Origin of the sequence: Janthinobacterium sp. PC23-8 (assembly GCF_002250505.1) — a bacterium.
GTDB lineage: Bacteria > Pseudomonadota > Gammaproteobacteria > Burkholderiales > Burkholderiaceae_D > Janthinobacterium.
In genome coordinates this window covers 2,865,136-2,885,301 of the sequence record NZ_NJGY01000001.1, presented here as the reverse complement: position 1 = coordinate 2,885,301, position 20,166 = coordinate 2,865,136, and the positions used below count along the sequence as shown (strand labels likewise).

Annotated in this window: 17 protein-coding genes; 2 read left to right on the top strand and 15 right to left on the bottom strand. The window is 60.4% G+C overall.

Annotation, left to right across the window (positions count from 1 at the left end; all coding sequences use genetic code 11):
* Positions 1-104 precede the first annotated feature (104 nt).
* Entirely contained in the window at positions 105-2,492 is a 2,388-nt protein-coding gene (locus tag CD932_RS12375) for a P-loop NTPase fold protein (RefSeq protein ID WP_176460943.1), read from the top strand.
* An 88-nt stretch (positions 2,493-2,580) separates the two neighbouring features.
* Here the strand turns inward: CD932_RS12375 and CD932_RS12370 are convergent, their stop codons facing one another.
* From CD932_RS12370 to hppD, 14 genes are all read right to left on the bottom strand, one after another.
* Positions 2,581-2,859, bottom strand: a complete 279-nt coding sequence (locus tag CD932_RS12370; RefSeq protein ID WP_094442912.1) for a hypothetical protein — start codon at positions 2,857-2,859, stop codon at positions 2,581-2,583.
* On the bottom strand, positions 2,856-3,437 hold the full coding sequence (locus tag CD932_RS12365) for a dual specificity protein phosphatase family protein (RefSeq protein ID WP_094442911.1): 582 nt from the start codon (positions 3,435-3,437) through the stop codon (positions 2,856-2,858). Before CD932_RS12365 ends, CD932_RS12370 begins: the two co-directional genes overlap by 4 nt.
* On the bottom strand, positions 3,434-3,916 hold the full coding sequence (locus CD932_RS12360; RefSeq protein ID WP_094442910.1) for a hypothetical protein: 483 nt from the start codon (positions 3,914-3,916) through the stop codon (positions 3,434-3,436). Before CD932_RS12360 ends, CD932_RS12365 begins: the two co-directional genes overlap by 4 nt.
* Positions 3,913-5,067, bottom strand: a complete 1,155-nt coding sequence (locus tag CD932_RS12355; protein WP_094442909.1) for a glycosyltransferase — start codon at positions 5,065-5,067, stop codon at positions 3,913-3,915. Before CD932_RS12355 ends, CD932_RS12360 begins: the two co-directional genes overlap by 4 nt.
* A gap of 94 nt (positions 5,068-5,161) precedes the next feature.
* On the bottom strand, positions 5,162-5,467 hold the full coding sequence (locus tag CD932_RS12350; protein ID WP_094442908.1) for a YkgJ family cysteine cluster protein: 306 nt from the start codon (positions 5,465-5,467) through the stop codon (positions 5,162-5,164).
* Between the two features lie 14 nt (positions 5,468-5,481).
* The gene (locus tag CD932_RS12345) at positions 5,482-6,474 is read right to left on the bottom strand and encodes a hypothetical protein (protein WP_094442907.1); all 993 of its coding nucleotides are present in this window, start codon (positions 6,472-6,474) and stop codon (positions 5,482-5,484) included.
* Positions 6,475-6,484: 10 nt separating this feature from the next.
* Complete coding sequence (locus tag CD932_RS28205) at positions 6,485-7,135, bottom strand: hypothetical protein (RefSeq protein WP_141213236.1); 651 nt, start codon at positions 7,133-7,135, stop codon at positions 6,485-6,487.
* 45 nt (positions 7,136-7,180) lie between these two features.
* Positions 7,181-8,761, bottom strand: coding sequence for a hypothetical protein (locus CD932_RS12335; protein WP_094443609.1), 1,581 nt, complete (start codon positions 8,759-8,761; stop codon positions 7,181-7,183).
* A 37-nt stretch (positions 8,762-8,798) separates the two neighbouring features.
* The gene (locus CD932_RS28810) at positions 8,799-8,900 is read right to left on the bottom strand and encodes an SHOCT domain-containing protein (RefSeq protein ID WP_176460942.1); all 102 of its coding nucleotides are present in this window, start codon (positions 8,898-8,900) and stop codon (positions 8,799-8,801) included.
* A gap of 284 nt (positions 8,901-9,184) precedes the next feature.
* The gene (locus CD932_RS12325) at positions 9,185-10,171 is read right to left on the bottom strand and encodes a YafY family protein (protein WP_094442904.1); all 987 of its coding nucleotides are present in this window, start codon (positions 10,169-10,171) and stop codon (positions 9,185-9,187) included.
* Between the two features lie 167 nt (positions 10,172-10,338).
* Entirely contained in the window at positions 10,339-12,108 is a 1,770-nt protein-coding gene (locus tag CD932_RS12320) for a M14 family zinc carboxypeptidase (protein ID WP_094442903.1), read from the bottom strand.
* A 144-nt stretch (positions 12,109-12,252) separates the two neighbouring features.
* Positions 12,253-13,782, bottom strand: a complete 1,530-nt coding sequence (locus CD932_RS12315) for a S41 family peptidase (protein WP_094442902.1) — start codon at positions 13,780-13,782, stop codon at positions 12,253-12,255.
* Between the two features lie 126 nt (positions 13,783-13,908).
* Positions 13,909-17,511: an indolepyruvate ferredoxin oxidoreductase family protein gene (locus tag CD932_RS12310; protein WP_094442901.1), complete on the bottom strand. Its 3,603-nt coding sequence runs from the start codon at positions 17,509-17,511 to the stop codon at positions 13,909-13,911.
* A 179-nt stretch (positions 17,512-17,690) separates the two neighbouring features.
* Positions 17,691-18,824 (bottom strand): 4-hydroxyphenylpyruvate dioxygenase, encoded by a 1,134-nt coding sequence (hppD, locus tag CD932_RS12305; RefSeq protein WP_094442900.1) that lies wholly within the window; start codon positions 18,822-18,824, stop codon positions 17,691-17,693.
* A 125-nt stretch (positions 18,825-18,949) separates the two neighbouring features.
* On the opposite strand from hppD, the gene CD932_RS12300 reads away from it, so the two are divergent.
* Positions 18,950-19,492, top strand: a complete 543-nt coding sequence (locus CD932_RS12300; protein ID WP_094442899.1) for an Lrp/AsnC family transcriptional regulator — start codon at positions 18,950-18,952, stop codon at positions 19,490-19,492.
* On the opposite strand, the gene CD932_RS12295 is transcribed toward CD932_RS12300, so the two are convergent.
* Entirely contained in the window at positions 19,484-20,161 is a 678-nt protein-coding gene (locus CD932_RS12295; protein WP_254926614.1) for a GNAT family N-acetyltransferase, read from the bottom strand. The genes CD932_RS12300 and CD932_RS12295 overlap by 9 nt on opposite strands.
* Positions 20,162-20,166 lie beyond the last annotated feature (5 nt).

Genomic DNA, 20,166 nt, shown 5'->3' with positions numbered 1-20,166 from the left:
CAAGGATCATCGTCGCGATTGATCTGGCGCAGATGGCACGGACCCCGATGGAGAAAAATCAAATTCTGGAGTACAGATGTAGTCATCACAACAGGAGTAACATCATGAGAGAGAATCCGGATGACACTACCACCGTGGTGACAGCCACGACAGATACAGGCAGCGCAAGGCTCGAACCGGACAGGGAGTTGCTGGCGCTGCTGCGATTGGCCGACGCATTGGGAAAACGGAAGACGCCCCCCTCGCGCTCCGTGACGACCAGTCTGATTTTCTTTTCGCTGGCCAGTATCGACAAGTATCCGCAAGCCATCTACCAGCAGATCTCTGCCGAGGCCATGTGTTTTTGCCAGGCCATCAGGGAACTGGCCGGCGACCATTTCGAGACGGCATGGAGCTCGCACTTTTCCTTCACCAGGGCAGAGATCGATACCGCTTCGCAGGATCACGCCGGCAGCGGCACACTTATATATTCACGCAATGCGGAAACATGGCTACATCGCGCCGCGAGCGTGGCACATGGTGCGGGACGCAACAGCACCACCATCGGTGACCTGATCGGTGCATTGTGGTCACTGGAAAAGGGCAAGTTCAGATCGCTATTGAGCAAGATGGGAATCGACATCAGCCATCTTTACAGCAGCTACGAGCAACGCTTGCACGCATGGCAAGAGCTACAGAAAACCAACGATGTGCGCAAGCATCTGATGCATGACCGGGCGTCCTATCTCGATCAGATGGGATTCGGACAATATGCGATCGCCATTGCCGAATTTCTGACCAGCGACGACACGCATGGCCCCATCAGCATCAGCATCCAGGCACCGTGGGGTGCCGGCAAGTCATCATTGATGCGCCAGATACAGCATCAGCTCGATCCCCATGCTGGCGCCGCCCCGGCCCCGAGTACGCTCACCACACGTGACGTTTTGCGATTCCTCGATCGCAAGGCCGCGCCACCGCCGCCGCGCAGCGCGGACAGCAAACGCTGGACGGTCTGGTTCAATGCCTGGAAATACGAAAGTTCCGAGCAAGTGTGGGCAGGCCTGGTGGACGCCATCGTCAGCCAGGTCAGCGACCGGCTGGGGCCGGTCGAACGCGAGATTTTCCTGCTGCGCTTGAATCTGTCCCGCATTGACGATGGCGTGGTACGCAGGAAAATCTACGATCGCGTGGTCACGTTCTGGTGGGTAAAGGTACGCCGCTGGATATTGGCTGCAGCAGCACTGATCATGAGCCTGCTCAGCGCCTCGGCGATTCCGCTACCCCTCACATGGTTGAGCAACGGCAGCGTGGTTACGATACCCGCAGCGATCGGCACCCAGATCGCGATTGCCGCCTATGCCGTATGGGCCTATTTCAGCACCAGGCAAAAAGTGGGCAAGGAACCTGCCACATTCAGCCTGGCCGAATATGTCCGCGTGCCTGACTATGCCAAGACGGTGGGCATCATGCATCACATTCATCAGGATCTGCGGCGCATACTCGAAGCACTGCCGAAGCGTGAAATACACGATGGCACTGGTGCGACAGTAACGGAGCCACTGGTCATTTTTATCGATGACCTCGACCGTTGTTCACCCAATAAAATTGCCAGCGTGGTCGAGGGACTCAATAGCTTCCTCGCCGGCGATCAGTCCGAGTTTCTATTTGTGATCGGCATGGATCCGCAAGTGGTCGCGGCCGCGCTCGAACATGCACACAGGGATGTCAAAAAGCATCTGCCATCGTATGAACAGCTGGTACCACTGGGTTGGCGCTTCATGGACAAGTTCATTCAACTGGCGTTTACCATTCCGCCCAGTCGTTACCTCAAGAACGGCAAATTCATCGATTGCCTGATCGGTCCGGAAACACAGGCAGAACGGGACGCGGCAGCCGGCCAGAGCGCGCCTGCCGGGTCCGATACGCACCAACAGGCGGCAGGGCCGGATCGGCAAGCGCCAGGAACGGAGTCAGCTGCATCAGCAGCGTCTGAAGAGCGGCAACGCAGGGAAAGCCGCCAATTCATGAACGACGGCCAGGATGTGCAAACTGTCATGCGCGGTATCAGCCGGGATTACGCGTGCGGTCCACGGGAAATCAAGCGTACGCTCAATTTTGTCCGCCTGGTGCTGTTGCTGCGCGTTGCGCGCATAGCCCACCGATTGCCGGTACCGGCACTTGAACAATACCAGCGCTGGATCGTGCTATGCATACGCTGGCCGGACATGGCGCTCTGGCTGCAATGGGGCGGATCGATGCCGCCGCACACCAGTACCACTCCCGTCATGGATGATGTCGCCGCCAAACGCCTGTACTGCCTCGAAGAATGCACTACCTTGCCCGAAAACACGAACGAGAAGTGGGGCCGCAGCGCCGCCGTCAGGCTCGGCCTGCCCATGAATGAAGTCGCATGGCTGGCGGATCCCGAGATCTATCTCTTTTTTGCACATGAAATGACGCTGCCGCAAAGTCAGCGCCTTTCCACCGGATCCGCCATCGGATTTTATTGACCGCCTGCGGATACGCGCACAACCCGCGCACGCAGCGCCTCGAACATCTTCGGAATGCTGTCGCGGCTCATGCTGTCGACGATCCAGCCTAAGCCCATCGGCACCGGCCCCGGGTCGGTGTACACCTGGTATTTGATGGCGGTGGCGCCTGCACCCTGATCTTGTCCACATTCGGCATAAACTGCGGGTAAGCGGCGAAATCCTGGATCGCCGCACAGACGGTGGTCATGCTGGCCGGCATGCTGGTGCTGGCGGCAAAGGTCTTGCCGGGCACGCCGGGTTTGCTGATATCGACCAGGTTGACAGTGGGAGCGGCCAGGGTGGCCAGCGGGAAGCTGGCGACCAGCAGGAACAGCAGGGTCTTCATGGTTGGTCCTGTTCGATCTGCGCGCGGATCGCCTCCACGTCGACGCGCTTGAGATACTTTTCGATATTTTTCCATACCGCGTGGTAGCCATAGCCGCCGTTTTTCAGTTCGTCGATGGCCTTTTCGCGCGGCCAGCCCTGGTACAGCATGCGGTACATGGCGGTCATCATGCCGGTGCGGTCGGCGCCGTGCAGGCAATGCAGCAGCACCGGGCCATGTGTTTCGGCGGCGCGGATGCCGCGCATCGCTTCAATCACATGGCGATCGCGGATGGCCCAGGTATTGACGGCAATGCGCACGGTGCGAATGCCGCTGTCTTTCAGCACCTCGCTATCGGAATGAAACGCGCGCAGGCTGATCACGGTTTTCACGCCCAGTGCCTGCAGTTGCGCCACGTCGGCCCGGTCCAGCATGGCGCTGCGGTACAGCACCGGCGTGACCTGATGCAGGTTCGATACCTGCGGCAGCGGCGTGGCCCAGTCGGGATGGCGCTCTGCAGGCATGGACGTTTGCGCCGCCACCGGTTTGATCACCATGGCCAGCGACAGTGCCAACAGCAAGGCAGTTGAGATGGTCATGCTTTTCTCCTGTATGAAAAGAACAGCAGCACGCCAGCGACCAGCAGCGAAACCCAGTAATCGGTCGGCGCAAACCATAGCCAGTGCTTGTGCCAGGCGATATGCGCGGCGCTGAAATGCATCACGCCATAGGCGGGATTCATGACGAACCACAGATAGTCTTCGATCACCCAGAACAGCATGATGCAGCCGATGACGCGCGCTTCCAGGCGCCACGACCACTGCGCCAGGAACAGCAGCGGAAAATGGAAGAACAGCGCAACAAACGGAAACACCCAGGCGTGGTAACCGGTCATGGGCCGGCCGCCCCAGAAGATATCGAGCAGCCAGTGGTGTTCGATGCGCCAGGTGGGCAGATTGGCAGCCCAGCCGGCCGCGCCTTCGATCTGGATTTCCACCTGCGCGAAAAACAGGCCCAGCAAGGCGACCCAGGCCAGGGTCAGCGCAATCTGCCAAGGTTTTACTGAGGCGCTCTTCATGCAGGCGTTCCCAGTACCTGCCCTAACACTTCCAGCGCCGCGCGCGGACGCCCCAGCGCCAGCGCGCGTTCGCGCATGACCTGCAACTGTTCGGGGTGGTCGAGCAGATGGCGCACGCGGTATTCCAGGCTGGCGCCGTCAAGCGCCTTCAGGGCCACGCCCTGTTCCAGCAGGAAGTCGGCGTTGCGCTCTTCCTGGCCGGGAATCGGCGAATTGACGATCATCGGCAAACCGAGCGCCAGGCATTCGGACGTCGTCAGCCCGCCCGGCTTGGTGATCACCAGGTCGGCGCACGCCATCAGCCGTTCGACTTCGCTGGTAAAGCCCTGCGCCAGCAGGCGGCCCGGGTATTGCGCGGTCAGGGCCGTCAGTTTCTCCAGCGCGGCCGCATTTTTACCGGCCAGCACGATCAGCTGGAAGTCGCCCTCGAGCCGCATCAGGCCTGCGGCAATCGTGTCGAGGCTGCCCAGGCCGGCGCCGCCGCCCATCAATAAAATGGTCTTGCGCTGCGGGTCCAGGCCGAACGCCTGCGCGCACTGCGTGCGGTCCAAAGCCTGCGCAAAGGCCGGCATGATGGGGATGCCCGTCACGTGGATGCGGTCAAAGGCGATGCCCTCATGGCGCATGCGGAACGCCACTTCGTCGGTGGCGGCGAAATAGCCTTGCATATGATCGAGCACCCACATGCGATGCAGGTCGAAATCCGTGACCTGCACCCACACGTGGCAGTCCAGCTGATGCTCGCGCAACGCGCGCGACAGCAGTTCGGCCGGCAGGAAATGGGTGCAGATGATGGCGTCGGGCGCAAAGGCGGCGATCTGCGCCATCAGCGCGCGCGTATTGAGGCGCTCGATGGCGCGGCGCACGCGCTGCATCGAACCGTCTTTCGGCGCCTCATGCGTGGCGTGGTACAGATAGCCCCACAGCGCCGGCGCCTTGTTGACCAGCTTGATGTAAAAGTCCGTGTACAGCTTGCGAAACGCGGGCGTGACGAAGTCCATCACATCGATATGGCGCGCCGTGGCCAGCGGGCCGTTGCCGCCGGCTCGCTCTTGCCCCGCATAGGCCTCGATGGCTTGCGCGGCGCGCAGATGGCCGGCGCCGGCCGAAACGCTGAGGATCAGGATTTTTTTGGACAGGTGCTGCGGCATGTGCGGGCGCTCCAGGTAAGCCTTATCGGGAAAGCAAGCACAATAGCATCAACCGCCGCGCGCACATTACATCTTCTCAACGCTTCGTCGCATGTCAGGCCTTCTCCATGGCAGCGAGCGCAGCACATGCTTGCAAATTCAAGCCGACAAACTCGTCCCATGTACAACGATCTGCATAGTGGGTATCGTAATGCAGCTCCACTCTGCAAATGTCCGGGCGCTGCGCATAAATCGTGCACGCCTTCGCCGCCGCGTCGTAATGCCGGCATACGCCGTCGCCACGGTCGAGAAACCTGGTTTCCGCAGCCAGGTCCACATGCTGGCAGCACAAACCGCACTGGCTGCAGGGGAATGGCTGGCGCGCCAGCCCGGCATCGAGCAGGAGCACATGCGTGGTCATTGCGGCGGCCTTGCTCAAGGCGCCAGTGGGGCGATGTCAGCGATCCGTTTCTCGGTCGACAGCACCAGATTGCCATCCTTGTCCAGGATAGGCGTATCGATCATAGCCTTCAGCAATTGCGCAAACTTGACTGATCGCATGACCACTTCACGCGCATCGGCCGGAAAGAGCTGGAAGTTCTCGCCATGGCTGTCGATGACGCGCCCGAGATCGCCCACGGCACGCCGCAGTTGCGAGCTGACTTTCGAAAACGTCGTATTGGCCAGTGCCGATACGCGCGCAATGGCTTCCAGCTTCTTGAACAGGACCTCGGCCTGGTCGCGCACCGTCCTGGCCATTTCCAGATTGCTGCGCGCATTATTCAACGCTTCTTCGCCCTTGTTGCCAACAATGTGACCGAAGATCGCCAGAGCTGGCCCGATCGCCACGGCACCAAGCACCATGGTGCCGAGCGCCATGCCGCCACCGCCGGCAGCGATGGAGCCGCCGCCCAGCCAAGCCAGCGTTGCATTGGTTGCCGCCACGCCTCCCAGGGAAGAGATGGCCGTACCCGTGCTGGCCGTGGCCAGCAGCATGGTGCCGTTGTACGCACCGAATGCCAATGCCGCACCGCCACCGAGCCCGGAACCCAGGCCCAGACCGGAACTCTTCAGCAGTGCGTAATCGTCTTTCAATCCCTGCAGCCCAACGCTGGAGAAATCGCCAAGATTGAGCTTCTCCAGTTCAGGTGTATTGACTACATCAACATTCTTCAGCCGTCCGAAAGTGGCGATAAAATCGGCGATCACGCCGTTAAAGGCGCGCAGCTTGCGCGTGCCGTAGTCTTCCAGCACTGCGTTGGTATCCTTGCGCTGCCGGTCCACGCGCTCGTTTGCGGCATCAGCCATTGACTTCGCGTCAGTATTAAGGTTACTTGCCTTATTCTGATCCATGACGCCATTGACACTTTTGTAGATGCCATACAGGGCAGTAGCGGCGGCGGGCACAAGAAGAAGTGGAACAGCCATAATGAACTCCTTATTCGAGAATGATAGCGAGGGTTTTCTGTGCTTCGCGGTGCGTAAATTCCGCCCGCTCCAACAGATCGTTGAAGATATGGTTTTCCAACTGATGGTGATGCCTGAACTCGTTGAGCAATTGCCATTCGATACTGGAGATGCTGCCCTTGGTCAAGGCAAACAACATCAGCTCGAACAGCATCAGTTTTGGTACGGATGGCACGGGTGCCTTTCTATCTTTTAGCAACTCACGCAGCACATCAAGCGCGACCGTCGCACGGGCGGCCGGCTCTTCGGCAGTCTCAATGGGAAGTCTGCCGATTCGCTTGACCAAGGACCACTCGATACCCTTGCGGTCCATCCGATCTGGCGTGCCATCCATTTTTCCGTCAGTTTCTTTGCAACACGCAGAGATAAGCTCGGCCATTGCCATCGATTCACGCTCATTGCGCTGAATGCCGGAAATTGTGCCTGCAGGAATTGTTTTTGAAGGCGCTTTCTTCATGAACATGGAAAGAACAGGTCCCATTGCTGCTATACGCAGAGCATCTGACGGGATCGCCAGGCCATGTTTTCCTACCCGTGAAACAGGCTTGTCAGCAATACTCAATAGTTCAGCAATACAGAGAAAATCTCGTCTATCGTCTACGGATAACTGCTTCAGTAACATGTATTACTCCGATCTGAGAAAATAAAAGTGGTAGTAGAGTTGTGTTCACAGCCGCAACGGCTGATCGGACAGCATGAAATCGTCGAACTCGGCCTGCGATGCAAATTGCAGCTGCTTGCCCAGCAAGCCCGCATATTGATTGATGGCCAGCGCCAGGTGATCGACGCTACCAGCGCCGACCACACTGATGGCTAAAAACAGTTGCTGAGTCTCCTGGTGCAACTGCGACATTTCTGTTCGCACAAAGGCATCGAGCGCGGCCTGCTGTTCGGCGATCTGCGCACGCGCGGCCGCTTCGACGGCTTGCACGCGTTCGAGGTTGACGCGTGACGCTTCGGCACCCTTGGCGGCATCAAGCGCACTCTGATAAAAAATCGACGAGAGGGTATAGCCCACCATGCCGCCAATGGCCGCGCCGACAAACGGGATGGGAATCGCAATTTGTCCAATCGCGGCCATCATGCCGCTCGACAGCATGCCAGTACCCTTTTCCCCCACTTCGACCAGCAATTCGCTTTCGCTGATCTCGCCACACACATAGCGTTTGATGGAACTACCGAGCGACAGGCAGATATTGACCACCAGCGTGGGGGCGCTCGTATTGGCCAAACCACGCAGCGTTTGCTGGCCGGATTGCTGCATGCCGGCCTTGATGGTTGCGCCGACGGCAGCCGTACCGTAGCCGATAGCGGCGGACTTGGCGACGTCCTGGCCTACCTGCATCGCTGCATCGCGGCCTTGCATCTCGCCTTGCGCGACAGCGAAGGAATTCTTGAGCAGTGAAATGCATCCGCCGATAACTGCGCCATGCTTGGCCCCTTCCATGCCCGCACGATGACTGGTGGCGGCGATATCGCGCAGCGTGGCAAGCTCTGGGTGCTTCCGATAAAATATAGCCTGCTCGGTGGTCAGGCCGCTATCGCTGACCTGCTCGGCCAACTGCTCGTAATTGGCCGCCTTGCTGCGTAATTCAGCGGCAATGTCAGGCTTGCCGTGCTGCTCCACTTGCTGCGCCTGCTCGCGCAGTTCGCTGGCACGTTGCTGGCAGAATACCTTGGCGCCCTCGTACTGCTCTGACGGCAACTCAAGCTTCACGCCGCGATAACGCGCGAACGGGCCATCTTCGCGGGCAATTTTCTCGAATAGTCCATTACGGTCACCAACGAACTTCATCTGCGCCTGCGACCCCTGGAGGATCTGGCCATCGAGAATCTGCACGCGGTCGACGACATTGTGGTTGGTGCCATACTGCGGCAGGTCGTCGCTGCGCGAGGTGCGGACCTTTGAACCCTCGATGATGGCTTCAGCGTTATCGCGGCTAGTGGCAGCGACCTCGGCGGAGAAACCTGCCTGCTGCTTGATGTTGTTCCTGGCCATTTCGACCGATTCGGTACTGACTTTATATTTCGAGATGTCGGCCAGTCCCTTGGCAAACCGCTGCCCCGTTGCATGATCGATACCGCGATAGCCCTTGATGAATTCAGCATTGGCGCTGCCAAAGCGGCCGACGATTTCCTTGGCGGACAGCGCCACGCCGGTGCGCAGGACATCCTGGCCGATCTCGTCACGGTGCGATGCGTGTCGTTCTTTGTCGTTGTCGTCGGAGGTGGAAGTCAAGGAGGTCATGGCATTCATGCGCTTAATGTAGGTCAATGGAAACGGCTCAGGACAGCGCCGTCATCTTGGCAAGCAGATGCCGTTTGGTCTGCTCGAACTCGGCTTGCGTCAATGCGCCGCTCTGGTACAAGGCGAACAAGGAGCGCAATTCTTCGATCCGGGATTGGTAGCACGCATGAAACTTGGGCAGCGGTGCACAAAGGTCCGTTTCCGCTGGCGCCACTGCCGCTGAATTCGGTGTCACATGGGAGCGGATATGCCCGGCTCCGCGGGCAACGGAACGCGCGCTGGCATACATGCCGTACAGCAGGCAAAGTATCAGGAAAACGCAGATCAACATGAGTATCAGCATGGGTGGGGGAGAGGCAAACGGGTGATCGGAACGGCGCAGAAAGCACGCCGCGCTTGGCATGGCACCATTATCTGTCCGCTTTACGTCAACTTGTGTCGCAGCGCCGCCTGGTCATCGATTTCGCGCCGGATATTCCATACTTTTTCACCAAAGCCACTCAACCACCACGTCAATTGGGCGGTGTCGACCAAGGTCGCATTGACCTCGAAACAATCGTCCCGTATGTCGATCCGCTGGTCGCACGACAGCGGTGATTCGAGCAGGTGCAAGCCAGCTTCTTTATCGATGCAAAAGCGCAAGCGAATGTGGTTGCCATTACCCATGCCAAAATTTCCGTCAGCATCGTACCGCTGCAAGTCGAAATCGGCAGGATAGTCGAAGGCATGGGCTGTCACCTGCGCCATCAAGATACGATGCAGCGCCAGGATGCGTTCTTCATCGTAACCTTCATAGCGGCAGACCAGGTAAAGCCTGACACCCTGCTGTGCCAGTCCGAGCGGCATCACACGGGCGCTTTTGCGCTTGCCCGTTGCATTCCTGTAGTCGATGTCCAGCCAATGATTGGTGTAAAGGGCATTACTGACACTTTCAAAAACGCCAGCCTCGATTTTCGGTGGCAGCAGCGGCTGGGTGGTACTGACAACACGCACCTTCTTTATCCATTGCGTGGCAGGCGTGACTGGATTGCCAGGTCCAAGATCGCTGCGTGCTTGTTGAAAGAAATTGTCCAGCGAGCTCATCAAGCGGCTCGGCAACAAATTGCGTAATTGCTGTTGTGCCAGCAGCAACAGCAACGATTCCTGCTCGCTGAGCAAGGGTAATGTCAGCCCGCCGGAAAGCTTTTTCCAGCGATAGCCGTATGGCCTGCTGCTCTCATCGCGTTCGATGTCGTAATGCTCCGAGAGCATGTCCAGATGGCGCTGGATAGTACGCAGGTCACGATCGATTCCTGCGTTTTTGAGCTGCTTGTGCAAGTCTGGGGCCGTGACGAGGTGGCTGCTCGGAATACGGCGTATCAACTCGGTCAGGGCCACTGCGGTTTCGAGTGCATGGGGGCGCTTGGACATAGGAAGGCATTACGTGAAGCGAAACATGCGCGCGACACGAATTACATCTTTCATGATGAAATTAGTTGCCTTAACTATATCATAAAATTTCCTAATAGAAATTTTATTTAAGCAATGTTTCTATTTGAAATTCACGAGCCATCCCCATGTGTCATGGCTCAACATATTCAACGCGGCGCCACGTCCGTGCGCAGTACTGGATACAGATTGAGCCGCTCATCCCACGAGGCATGGCGGCGTGCAAAAAATGCCAGCCGCGCTTTCGGATTGTTCGCAAAGGCAGGGTCGTTCGCCAGCGTCTGGCGGAACTGCGCCGCCAGCGCGGGGTCCGCCGCCAGTTGCGCACGGGCCACGTCTTCGGCCACATAGTCTTCCATGTATTCCTTCGCTTCGTAAGCCGTGTTGAAGCTGCCCCAGGCCTGCAAGGAATCGGGCGCGCGTGGTTCCAGCAGGGCCAGCACCAGGCGCGCCTTGGGCTGCTTGAGTGGCACATACAGGGCGCCGGCGCCGATGCTGCGTTCCTCAAGCTGCCACTCGCCCGTCACTTGCGCCGTCTGCCGGCCCTCGAACGATTGCGCGCCGAATTTCACGCTGCCGGCGCGGAAGGTCCCGACCATTTGCTTGTTCAACTCTGTGCGCAGCACCTGGTAGCGCACGCCATGCTGGCGCAGTTTATCGGCCACCATGGCGGCGTGGGCGGCAGGCACCAGGTAACCGGCTTTCGGCGCCGTCACCTGCAAGTCGGGCACGATCTCGTCGCGCAGCGGCACCGTCCACAACTGCGGCGTGGTCTCGTCGTAGCGCGTCATCAAGGCGCCCGAGATGTCGGACGGCGTGCGCGTATAGGCGTAGCCGCGAAAGTCGATCAGGCGGCTTTTGTCGGTGGTTTTATAACTGAGCGGCTGCGTGGTGCCGGCCAGCTGCTGCGCGCGCGCGTCTGCCGCCAGGGCCGTGCCGCGCCAGGCGGCGCCGTGCCGCGCCACTTGCTCCAGCAGCGAGACGATGGTGTTGCGCGTGATGCGCACGCGGGTCGGATAGTCCTTCCACGAATGGGTTTCCACCAGCACGCCGAAGCGGTTGCGCAGCTGGAAGTAGCCATGTGAAAAGCGCGGGTTCGGCGCGCCGTCGACAAAGCCCGATTGCGGATTGTCTTCTTCGGCAAACGACATATAAAACGGCTTCGGATCCGAACCTTGTCTGGCCAGGTCGGCCAGCACGCCGTCGCGCAAGGCCAGCCCCGCCTGGCGCAAGTCCATGTCGCCCGTATGCACGGGTTCGACCTGGATCGAGATATCGGGTTCGAACTGGGCGCCGTCGGTCACGTGCAGGTCGACATAGGCCAGCGGGTCCCAGGCGTTGACCAGCGCCAGCATCTGCTGCATCTCGGGCGCATCGGCCTTCATGTAGTCGCGGTTCAGGTTGAAATTTTGCGCCGTGCTGCGCCAGCCCATTTCCACCGGGCCGCGCTGGTTGGGGCGGTTCCACTGGCCGAAGCGCTCGTGGCCGTCGATATTAAACACAGGCACGAACAGCAGCACCTGCTGGTCGAGCGCACCGGGCGCAGCCTTGCCATCCAACACCTCGCGCAGCGCCAGAAAGCCCGCATCCTTGCCATCGATTTCACCGGCATGGATGCCGCCCTGTACCAGCAGCACCGGCAGCTTGCGGCGCGCCGCCTCCTGTGCGCTCAAGGCGCCCGTCTTCGACACCGCCAGCGCCAGCATGGGCCGGCCCTCGGGCGTGCGGCCAAACTCGAAACAGCGCACCTGTTTCGGATAGCGCGCCTGAAACTGCCTGCACAGGGTTTCCACTTCGGCATAGCGGCCCGTGTTCAAAAAGCCCGAGCGTTCGGCGATGGTCGTCAAGGGCGTGGCGGCGTGCGCAGGAAAAGCAAGGGTGGACAGCAAGGCGGCGGACAGCAGGGCGTGGCGTAGCATGGGAAGGGTTCCAGCGGCAGAGGAAAACGGACAATTATAGAGATAGCAGTCACGGAGAGAAGAAAGCCGGAATGCAATACAGCAATCCCGGCTTTTTATCCCGACCTCGCCAATAGTGTTACGTGCGACGAGCCCACGCCGTCATCAAGGCTGGCGGCGGATGGCGATTTCCTTGTATTGCGGGCGCAGCAAACGGGTAGCGACCGTCTCCGGGCTTTCCACCGTACTGAGCAGCCGGTTCATGCCGGTCGGCAAAGCGCAACGGCCGGTGCTGCGGTATTGCAGGGCGGCCGCCAGCATGCCTTCGTTGCTGTCGCCCAGCGCGTGCTGGTAGTCGTCGGCCACGGCGCAGGTGGGCGCCATGCCGTCGGCATAGTCGCCAAAGCCCTTGGCGTTGACGCCCTGGAACTGCACCGCAAAATAGGTGGTGCCGCAGTTGGGCTGCGGATAGAAACCGTAGGGCTTGCCGCAGGTGGTGCCGCCAATCAGATTGACTTCAACATCGACGCCGCGCAAGCCGTTGATGATGGACTCGCTGGCCGAGCAGGTATTGCCCGTGGTCAGCAATGTCACGCGCTTGAGGCCCAGGTAAGGCAGGGCCGTGCCCTTGGCCACCGGGTTGGTGCCGGCCAGGCCTTCGCTTTGCGCAAGGAAACCCAATGGCGCTTCGCGCCGGGTCTTGTCGTTGGCGATGATCTGCTCGAAGGTCTTGCCGGCCGTCGTTTGCGGGCCGGCGATCATGTAGGCCAGTTCGCTGGCGACATCGAGCAGCCCGCCGCCGTTGTAGCGCACATCGAGCACCAGGTCGCTGACGCCGGCCGCCTGGAAGCGGCGCATGGTGTCGACCAGCTGGCGCTCGGCCACATTGTTGTGCGTATTGAAGGTCAGGTAGCCGACCTTGCCGGTGGGCGTGTCGATGATGCGCTCGTTCTGCACGGCGCTGGTATTGACTTCGATAGCCTGCAACGTCGCGTTGATGCTCGCGCCGTTGCGCAGGAAGCCCGCCGTATGCGTGCCTTGCGCGGCCGGAAACAAAGCGGCATTGATGGTGTCGACGCTGGCCTTGCCGGCCGCGTTGACGAAATCGACGCCATCGACGGTTTGCAGCACATCGCCACGCTGCAGGCCGGCCAGCGCCGCCGGCGAACCCGGCTCGACGATCGTGATCACCGCCTTGCGTGGCGGCGTGGTCTGGGTCAGGGCCAGCAGCATGCCGTAACCGAGCTCGACGCCCTTGAGCGAGGCCTCCCATTCGGCCGTCGTATAAGTGAAATGAAACTGGTCCCTGGGCTTGCCCGACGCGGTCACGGCCGTGGTCTTGAGCACATTGAAATAGGCAATCGGCGTGCTGAAGTTCTGCGGCAGGTAGGTGCTCGGCACCTCCTTGTACCAGAGATAGCTTTCATCGATCCAGCTGCGCACCCACGTCAGCTCATTGAGCAAGGTGCCCTGGCGGTCGGTGGCATTGCCGCTGCGCGGTTTTTCGCACAGGTTTTGCACGGTGTTCGAGGCAACAATGGTCGGCGTGACACCCGTGTCCGGCGTCGGCGTGGTGGCCACTGGCGGCGTGGACGTGTCGCTGACGGACTGACTGCCGCCGCCCCCTCCGCCACAGGCACTGAGCAATACCAACAAGGGAGCAGCCAGCAGGGATACATCGCGCAAGGTTTTCACAGTTATTTTCCACAGAGAAACTATTTGAAGATTATAAGCCTTTACAACAACAGTTGATTATTACAATACTGAAATAAACATGTAAAAATGGCGCCCGCAGGCGCCATTCATAAGGTCACGATATCATCACGCCACCGTGGCCGGCAGCGCAGGCGCCAACGGCGCGCCAGCAGGCACGGGTACCTGGGAGTTAAAAGCGATCAGCAGGCTCGCTTCCTTCTCTTTGGCCGCCGTCAAGTGGCGCTCCTTGACATGGCCATAGCCGCGGATATCTTCCGGAATGCTGGCGATGGCCACCGCCTGCGACAATTTCGCCGTGGTCAGTTTCGGCAGCAGGCTGCCCACCGTGCGGCGGTAGTCGTCGATCAGCGCGCGCTCCATCTTGCGCTCGGCCGTGTAGCCGAAGATATCGAAAGCGCTACCGCGCAAGCCTTTCATTTTCGCCAGCAAGCCGAATGCTTTCATCATCCACGGGCCGAACTCCTTTTTCACCAGGTGGCCCTGGGCATCGGTTTTCGCCATGATCGGCGGCGCCAGGTGGAACTTGAGCTTGATGTCGCCTTCGAACATGGCGGCGATCTTGGCCTGGAACGCGCCGTCCGTGTACAGCCGCGCCACTTCATACTCATCCTTGTAGGCCATCAGCTTGTAGAAATAACGGGCCACCGCTTCCGTCAGGCGCAGCTGCGGGCCGTTCAGGGCAGTCTCGGCGGCGCGCACCTGGCCGACGAAGTCCAGGTATTGCTGCGCATAGGCGCGGTCCTGGTACGCCGTCAGCAAGGCCACGCGCTTGTCGATGAGGTCGTCGAGCGTGTCGATGCGCTTCAATTCCACCACCTTGGCCGGCGCCGTCATGCGCTGCAGGCTGGGCGTATCGTGGGCGCCTGCGCGGCCCCAGTTGAAGGCCGCCTTGTTGAAGGCGACCGACACGTTGTTCAGGTCGATCGCCTTCATGATCGCCGCCTCACTCAAAGGCACTTTACCCTTTTGCCAGGCGTAGCCGAGCATGAACATATTGGTGGCGATCGAGTCGCCCATCAATGCCGTGGCGATCTGGCCCGCGTCGATAAAGTCCACATGGTCCTTGCCGCAGGCTTTTTCAATTTCCATGCGCGCGGAAGCGCCCGGGAACTGCCAGTCCGGGTTTTTCACGAACGCCGCCGTCGACGAGCTGGTCGAGTTGATCATGGCCCAGCTGCGGCCCTCGCCCATGCGCGACAGGGCGTCGCGGCTGGCCGTGACGATCAGGTCGCAACCGATCACCAGGTCAGCCGCACCGGTGCCGACGCGGGTCGAATGGATATCTTCCTGCCGGTCCGCCAGGCGCACGTGCGACATCACCGGGCCGCCTTTTTGCGCCAGGCCGCTCATGTCGAGCACGGAACAGCCCTTGCCTTCGACGTGGGCCGCCATCGCCAGGATCTGGCCGACGGTGACCACGCCGGTGCCACCGATGCCGGTCACCAGGATACCGAACGGCTCAGCCGTCGACGGTATCGTCGGCGTCGGCAAGGCCGGCACTTCCGGGCCGCCCTGGTCGGCGGCAGCCGCCTTTTTCGGCTTTTTCAGCCCGCCGCCTTCGACCGTGACAAAGCTCGGGCAAAAGCCCGTGGTGCACGAAAAATCCTTGTTGCAGGACGACTGGTTGATCTGGCGCTTGCGGCCCAGCTCGGTTTCCAGCGGTTCCACCGACAGGCAGTTCGATTGCACGGAACAGTCGCCGCAGCCTTCGCAGACGGCTTCGTTGATCACGGCGCGCTTGGCCGGGTCCGGGTACTCATTGCGTTTGCGGCGGCGGCGTTTTTCCGAGGCGCAGGTCTGGTCATAGATCATGGCCGACACGCCGGGCATGTCGCGCAGTTCGCGCTGCACATCCATCAGCTCGGAACGGTGGCGCACGGTGACGCCCTCGGCCCAGGCGTAGTCGGACGGGTATTTTTCAGGCTCGTCGGTGACGACGATGATCGGGCCCACGCCTTCGGCGGCGATCTGGCGCGAAATGATGGCCGGCGAGAGCGGACCGTCGAATTCCTGGCCGCCCGTCATGGCCACCGCGTCGTTGAACAGAATCTTGTAGGTGATGTTCACCTTGGCCGACACGGCCGCGCGGATCGCCAGGATGCCGGAGTGGAAATACGTGCCGTCACCGAGGTTGGTAAACACGTGCTTTTCATTGGTGAACGGCGCCTGGCCAACCCACGTCACGCCTTCGGCGCCCATATGGGTAAACGTCGACGTCTCGCGGTCCATCCACAGCACCATGTAGTGGCAGCCAATGCCGGCCAGCGCGCGCGAGCCTTCGGGCACCTTGGTCGAACTGTTGTGAGGGCAGCCCGAGCAGAAGAACGGCGTGCGGTCCTTCTGCGGATCGGGCTTGGCGCTGATGGCTTTCAGGACGTTTTCTTTCGCTTCCAGATAGGCGATGCGTTGCTTGACGCGCTGCTCGACCGGATGGTCGGCGTAGTAGCGCGAAATGCGGCTGGCAATCGCGCGCGCGATCATGGCGGGATTAAGTTCATAGGTGGCCGGCAGCAGCCAGTCGCCGTGGCCCGTGCCCTTCTGGTTGCTCCATTCGCCCGTGTCGTCGAACTTGCCGACCACGCGCGGACGCGCGCCATCCTTCAGGTTGTACAGCTCTTCCTTGAGCGCATATTCGAGGATCTGGCGTTTTTCTTCCACCACCAGGATCTCGTCCAGGCCTTTGGCAAACTCATGCACGCCGTCCGCTTCCAGCGGCCAGGTCATGCCGATCTTGTACAGGCGAATGCCGATATCGGACGCGGTCTGCTCGTCGATGCCGAGGTCGGCCAGCGCCTGGCGCGTGTCGAGGTAGGACTTGCCGGCGGTGATGATGCCGATACGCGCTTTCGGGCTGTCCCAGATGATTTTATTGAGCTTGTTGGCGCGCGCATAGGCCAGCGCGGCATACCATTTGTAGCTGTTCATCCGTACTTCCTGATCCAGCACGGTGTCTGGCCAGCGGATGTTCAGGCCACCGGCCGGCAGCTCGAAGTCGGTCGGCAGCACGATCTGCACGCGATCCGGATCGAAATCGACGGCGGCGCCCGACTCGATAATGTCGGTCACGCATTTCATGGATACCCACAGGCCGGTGTAGCGGCTCATGGCCCAGGCATGCAGGCCGTAATCGATATATTCCTGCACCGACGACGGGTACAGCACGGGAATGCCGCAGGCGTTCAGAATATGGTCGGACTGGTGCGCGGTGGACGAGGACTTGGCCGCATGGTCGTCGCCAGCGAGCACCAGCACGCCGCCATGTTTCGCCGAACCGGCATTGTTGGCGTGCTTGAAGACGTCGCCGCAGCGGTCCACGCCGGGACCCTTGCCGTACCACATGCCGAACACGCCGTCGTATTTGGCGTCTTCAAACAGATTGGTCTGCTGCGTGCCCCACACGGCCGTGGCCGCCAGGTCTTCGTTCAGGCCGGGGTGGAATTTGACATGGTGTTCGTCGAGGTATTTCCTGGCTTTCACGGCCGTCATGTCGACCGAGGTGACGGGCGAGCCGCGGTAGCCGGTGATATAGCCGGCCGTATTGAGGCCGGCTTTCAGGTCACGTTCGCGCTGCATCATCGGCAGGCGGATCAGCGCCTGGGTGCCGGTCATGAAGGCGCGGCCGCGCTGCAGCGTGTATTTGTCGTTCAGGGAAATCTCGGACGCGTGCGCGCCCGGCTCAAGATTCGAGCCCTTGACTGGTGCATTCATTACTTGTCTCCATTATTCTCTGTGCTACGCGTGCAAAGTCGGTTGAACTCACACGTACCGCCATGCCTTGTAAGCGCGACGGTGCGGAAAAATGACTTGTTTGTCGTAGACTACCACAGGAATGCGCGCAGTTCTTTTGCTGCACTGCACTCCTGCGCTGGTACTTTTTTAGTGCTTTTTTATGCGGGAATGTCGGATGACGCCGTCAACACGCCGCGCTTGATCTGGTCCAGCTCGATCGATTCGAACAGCGCGCGGAAGTTGCCTTCGCCGAAACCCTGGTCGCCCTTGCGCTCGATGATCTCGAAGAAGATCGGGCCGATCACCGTCTGCGTAAAGATCTGCAGCAGCAGTTCGCGTTCCGTTTCGGTGCTGTGGCCATCGATCAAAATACGCAGGCGGCGCAGTTCTTCGAGCTGCTCGCCGTGGTTCGGCAGGCGGCGGTTGACCAGCTCATAGTAGGTTTCGATGGTGTCCTGGAAATCGATGCCGGTGTCGCGCAAGCCTTGCACGGAAGCATAGATATTGTCGGTGCCCAGCGCGATATGCTGGATGCCTTCGCCGTGATACTGGTCGAGGTACTCGGCGATCTGCGACTTGTCGTCCGACGATTCGTTGATCGGAATGCGGATCTTGCCGCAGGGCGAAGTCATGGCTTTCGACTTGAGACCGGTGTGCTTGCCTTCGATATCGAAGTAGCGCACTTCGCGGAAGTTGAACAGGTTTTCATAAAAACCGGCCCATTCCTTCATGCGGCCACGGTGCACATTGTGCGTCAGGTGGTCGATATAGGTCAGGCCATGGCCGACCGGCCTGGCCACCGCGCCGGGAATGGCGACGAAGTCGACGTCGTAGATGCTGATGTCGCCGATGCCGCCCGGCGCCGGCGCACCTTCCTTGTCGGAACCCTTGCCGCGCCAGCGGTCGACAAAGTACAGCAGCGAATCGCCAACACCCTTGATCGCGGGAATGTTCAGTTCCATCGGACCGGTCCTGTTGTCAAACCCCCAGGCGCCCAGCTCCAGCGCGCGGCGATAGACGAAGGCCGCGTCGTCGACGCGGATGGCGATCGCACACACGGACGGGCCGTGATGGCGGGCAAATCGCTGGGCAAACGAGTCCTGCTCGGCGTTGATGATGAAGTTGATGTCGCCCTGGCGATACAGCGTCACATCCTTGTGCCGGTGGCGCGCGATGGCGGTAAAACCCATGTTCTCGAACAGCTCGCCCAATGCTTTTGGGTCTGGTGCCGCATACTCGACGAACTCGAAACCATCGGTACCCATCGGGTTATCCCAAGGTTGAAATTGCATGATGTCTCCTCCTAGAAGTAGGGCACAGTATAGGCGGGGGTGACCGGCATTAAATGCCAAAGATCTCCCGAACAATCATGATTTGCGCAATAATATTGCGTCAGGATGGCCCACCGGAGGAAAGCATGAACAAAATTACGCTGGATAAAACCGACCGCAAGATCCTCTCGGTGCTGCAGGCCGACGGCCGGCTGTCGAACCAGGACGTGGCCGAACAGGTCAGCCTGTCGCCGTCGCCGTGCTTGCGCAGAGTGAAACGGCTGGAGGAAGCGGGCGTGATCCGCCAGTACGTGGCCCTGCTGGACCCGGAAAAAATCGGCCTGGGCCTATTGGCTTATGTGAATGTGCGGCTGGAAAAGCACAGCGACGCTACCGCCCATGCCCACAGCACGGCGCGCGTATTGGCACCCAACTTGGCGCCCAGCCTGGTGACGACCACCTCGCCACGCGCCGACTTTGCGGTGGCGGTGGCGCAATGGCCGGAAGTGGTGGCCTGCTACGCGATGACGGGCGAAATGGATTATTTGCTGCGCGTACATGTGGAAGACATGGAGCATTTCTCGCGCTTCATGATGGCGACCCTGCTGCGCCATCCGGCCGTGCTGGACGTGAAATCGAGCTTTGCCTTGCAGCGCATCAAGGACACCACCGCCCTGCCCTTATTGTGAGGGCGGCCAGGGCTTCTTGCGTCCTGGCAAGCGGTCCCACAGCTTGGAGGCGGCGCGCGCATTGGCCTTGAACGTATAGTCGAACATGGCAAACTGTTCCTGCACCGCTTCCTGCAGCATGCTGCTCGGGTTCGGCGGCAACAGTTTCAGATAAGCGTCCGCTTCGCCATATTCGCGCTGGATTTCCATGCCCGCCTTCTTGGCGATATGCATCATCGTCTTGTTGGACGACAGGCAGTGCATATACAGGGTATCGACATCGTTGTTGCGGCAATGGATCGCCGCGCGCTCGAACAGCTTCGAACCCACGCCCCTGCCGCGCATCGATGGCGACACCGACACGCCGAACTCGGCCACCTGCTCCTTGCTCGTCGCCACGCTCCTGGCCGGCGACAGGTCTTTCGGCGCAAACGCCAGGTGCCCCACGCCGACCAGCTTGAAACTACGGCTGTAGACGCCGTAGACCATGTCGCGCGAGAAGTCCATCTTCTGCACGTATTGCGCCACCAGCTCATCGGGCAAGGCGCTGCCGAAACGCAGCAGGCGGTCACTTTTTTCCAGAGATAAAAAATGCTTCATCATCCGGCGCCGGTCGCGTTCGTGCAGCTGCTTGACCAGCACCGCAGGACGCGTATCGTTCGCCCTGCCTGAGCCAAACAGGCGTCGCAAGGTAT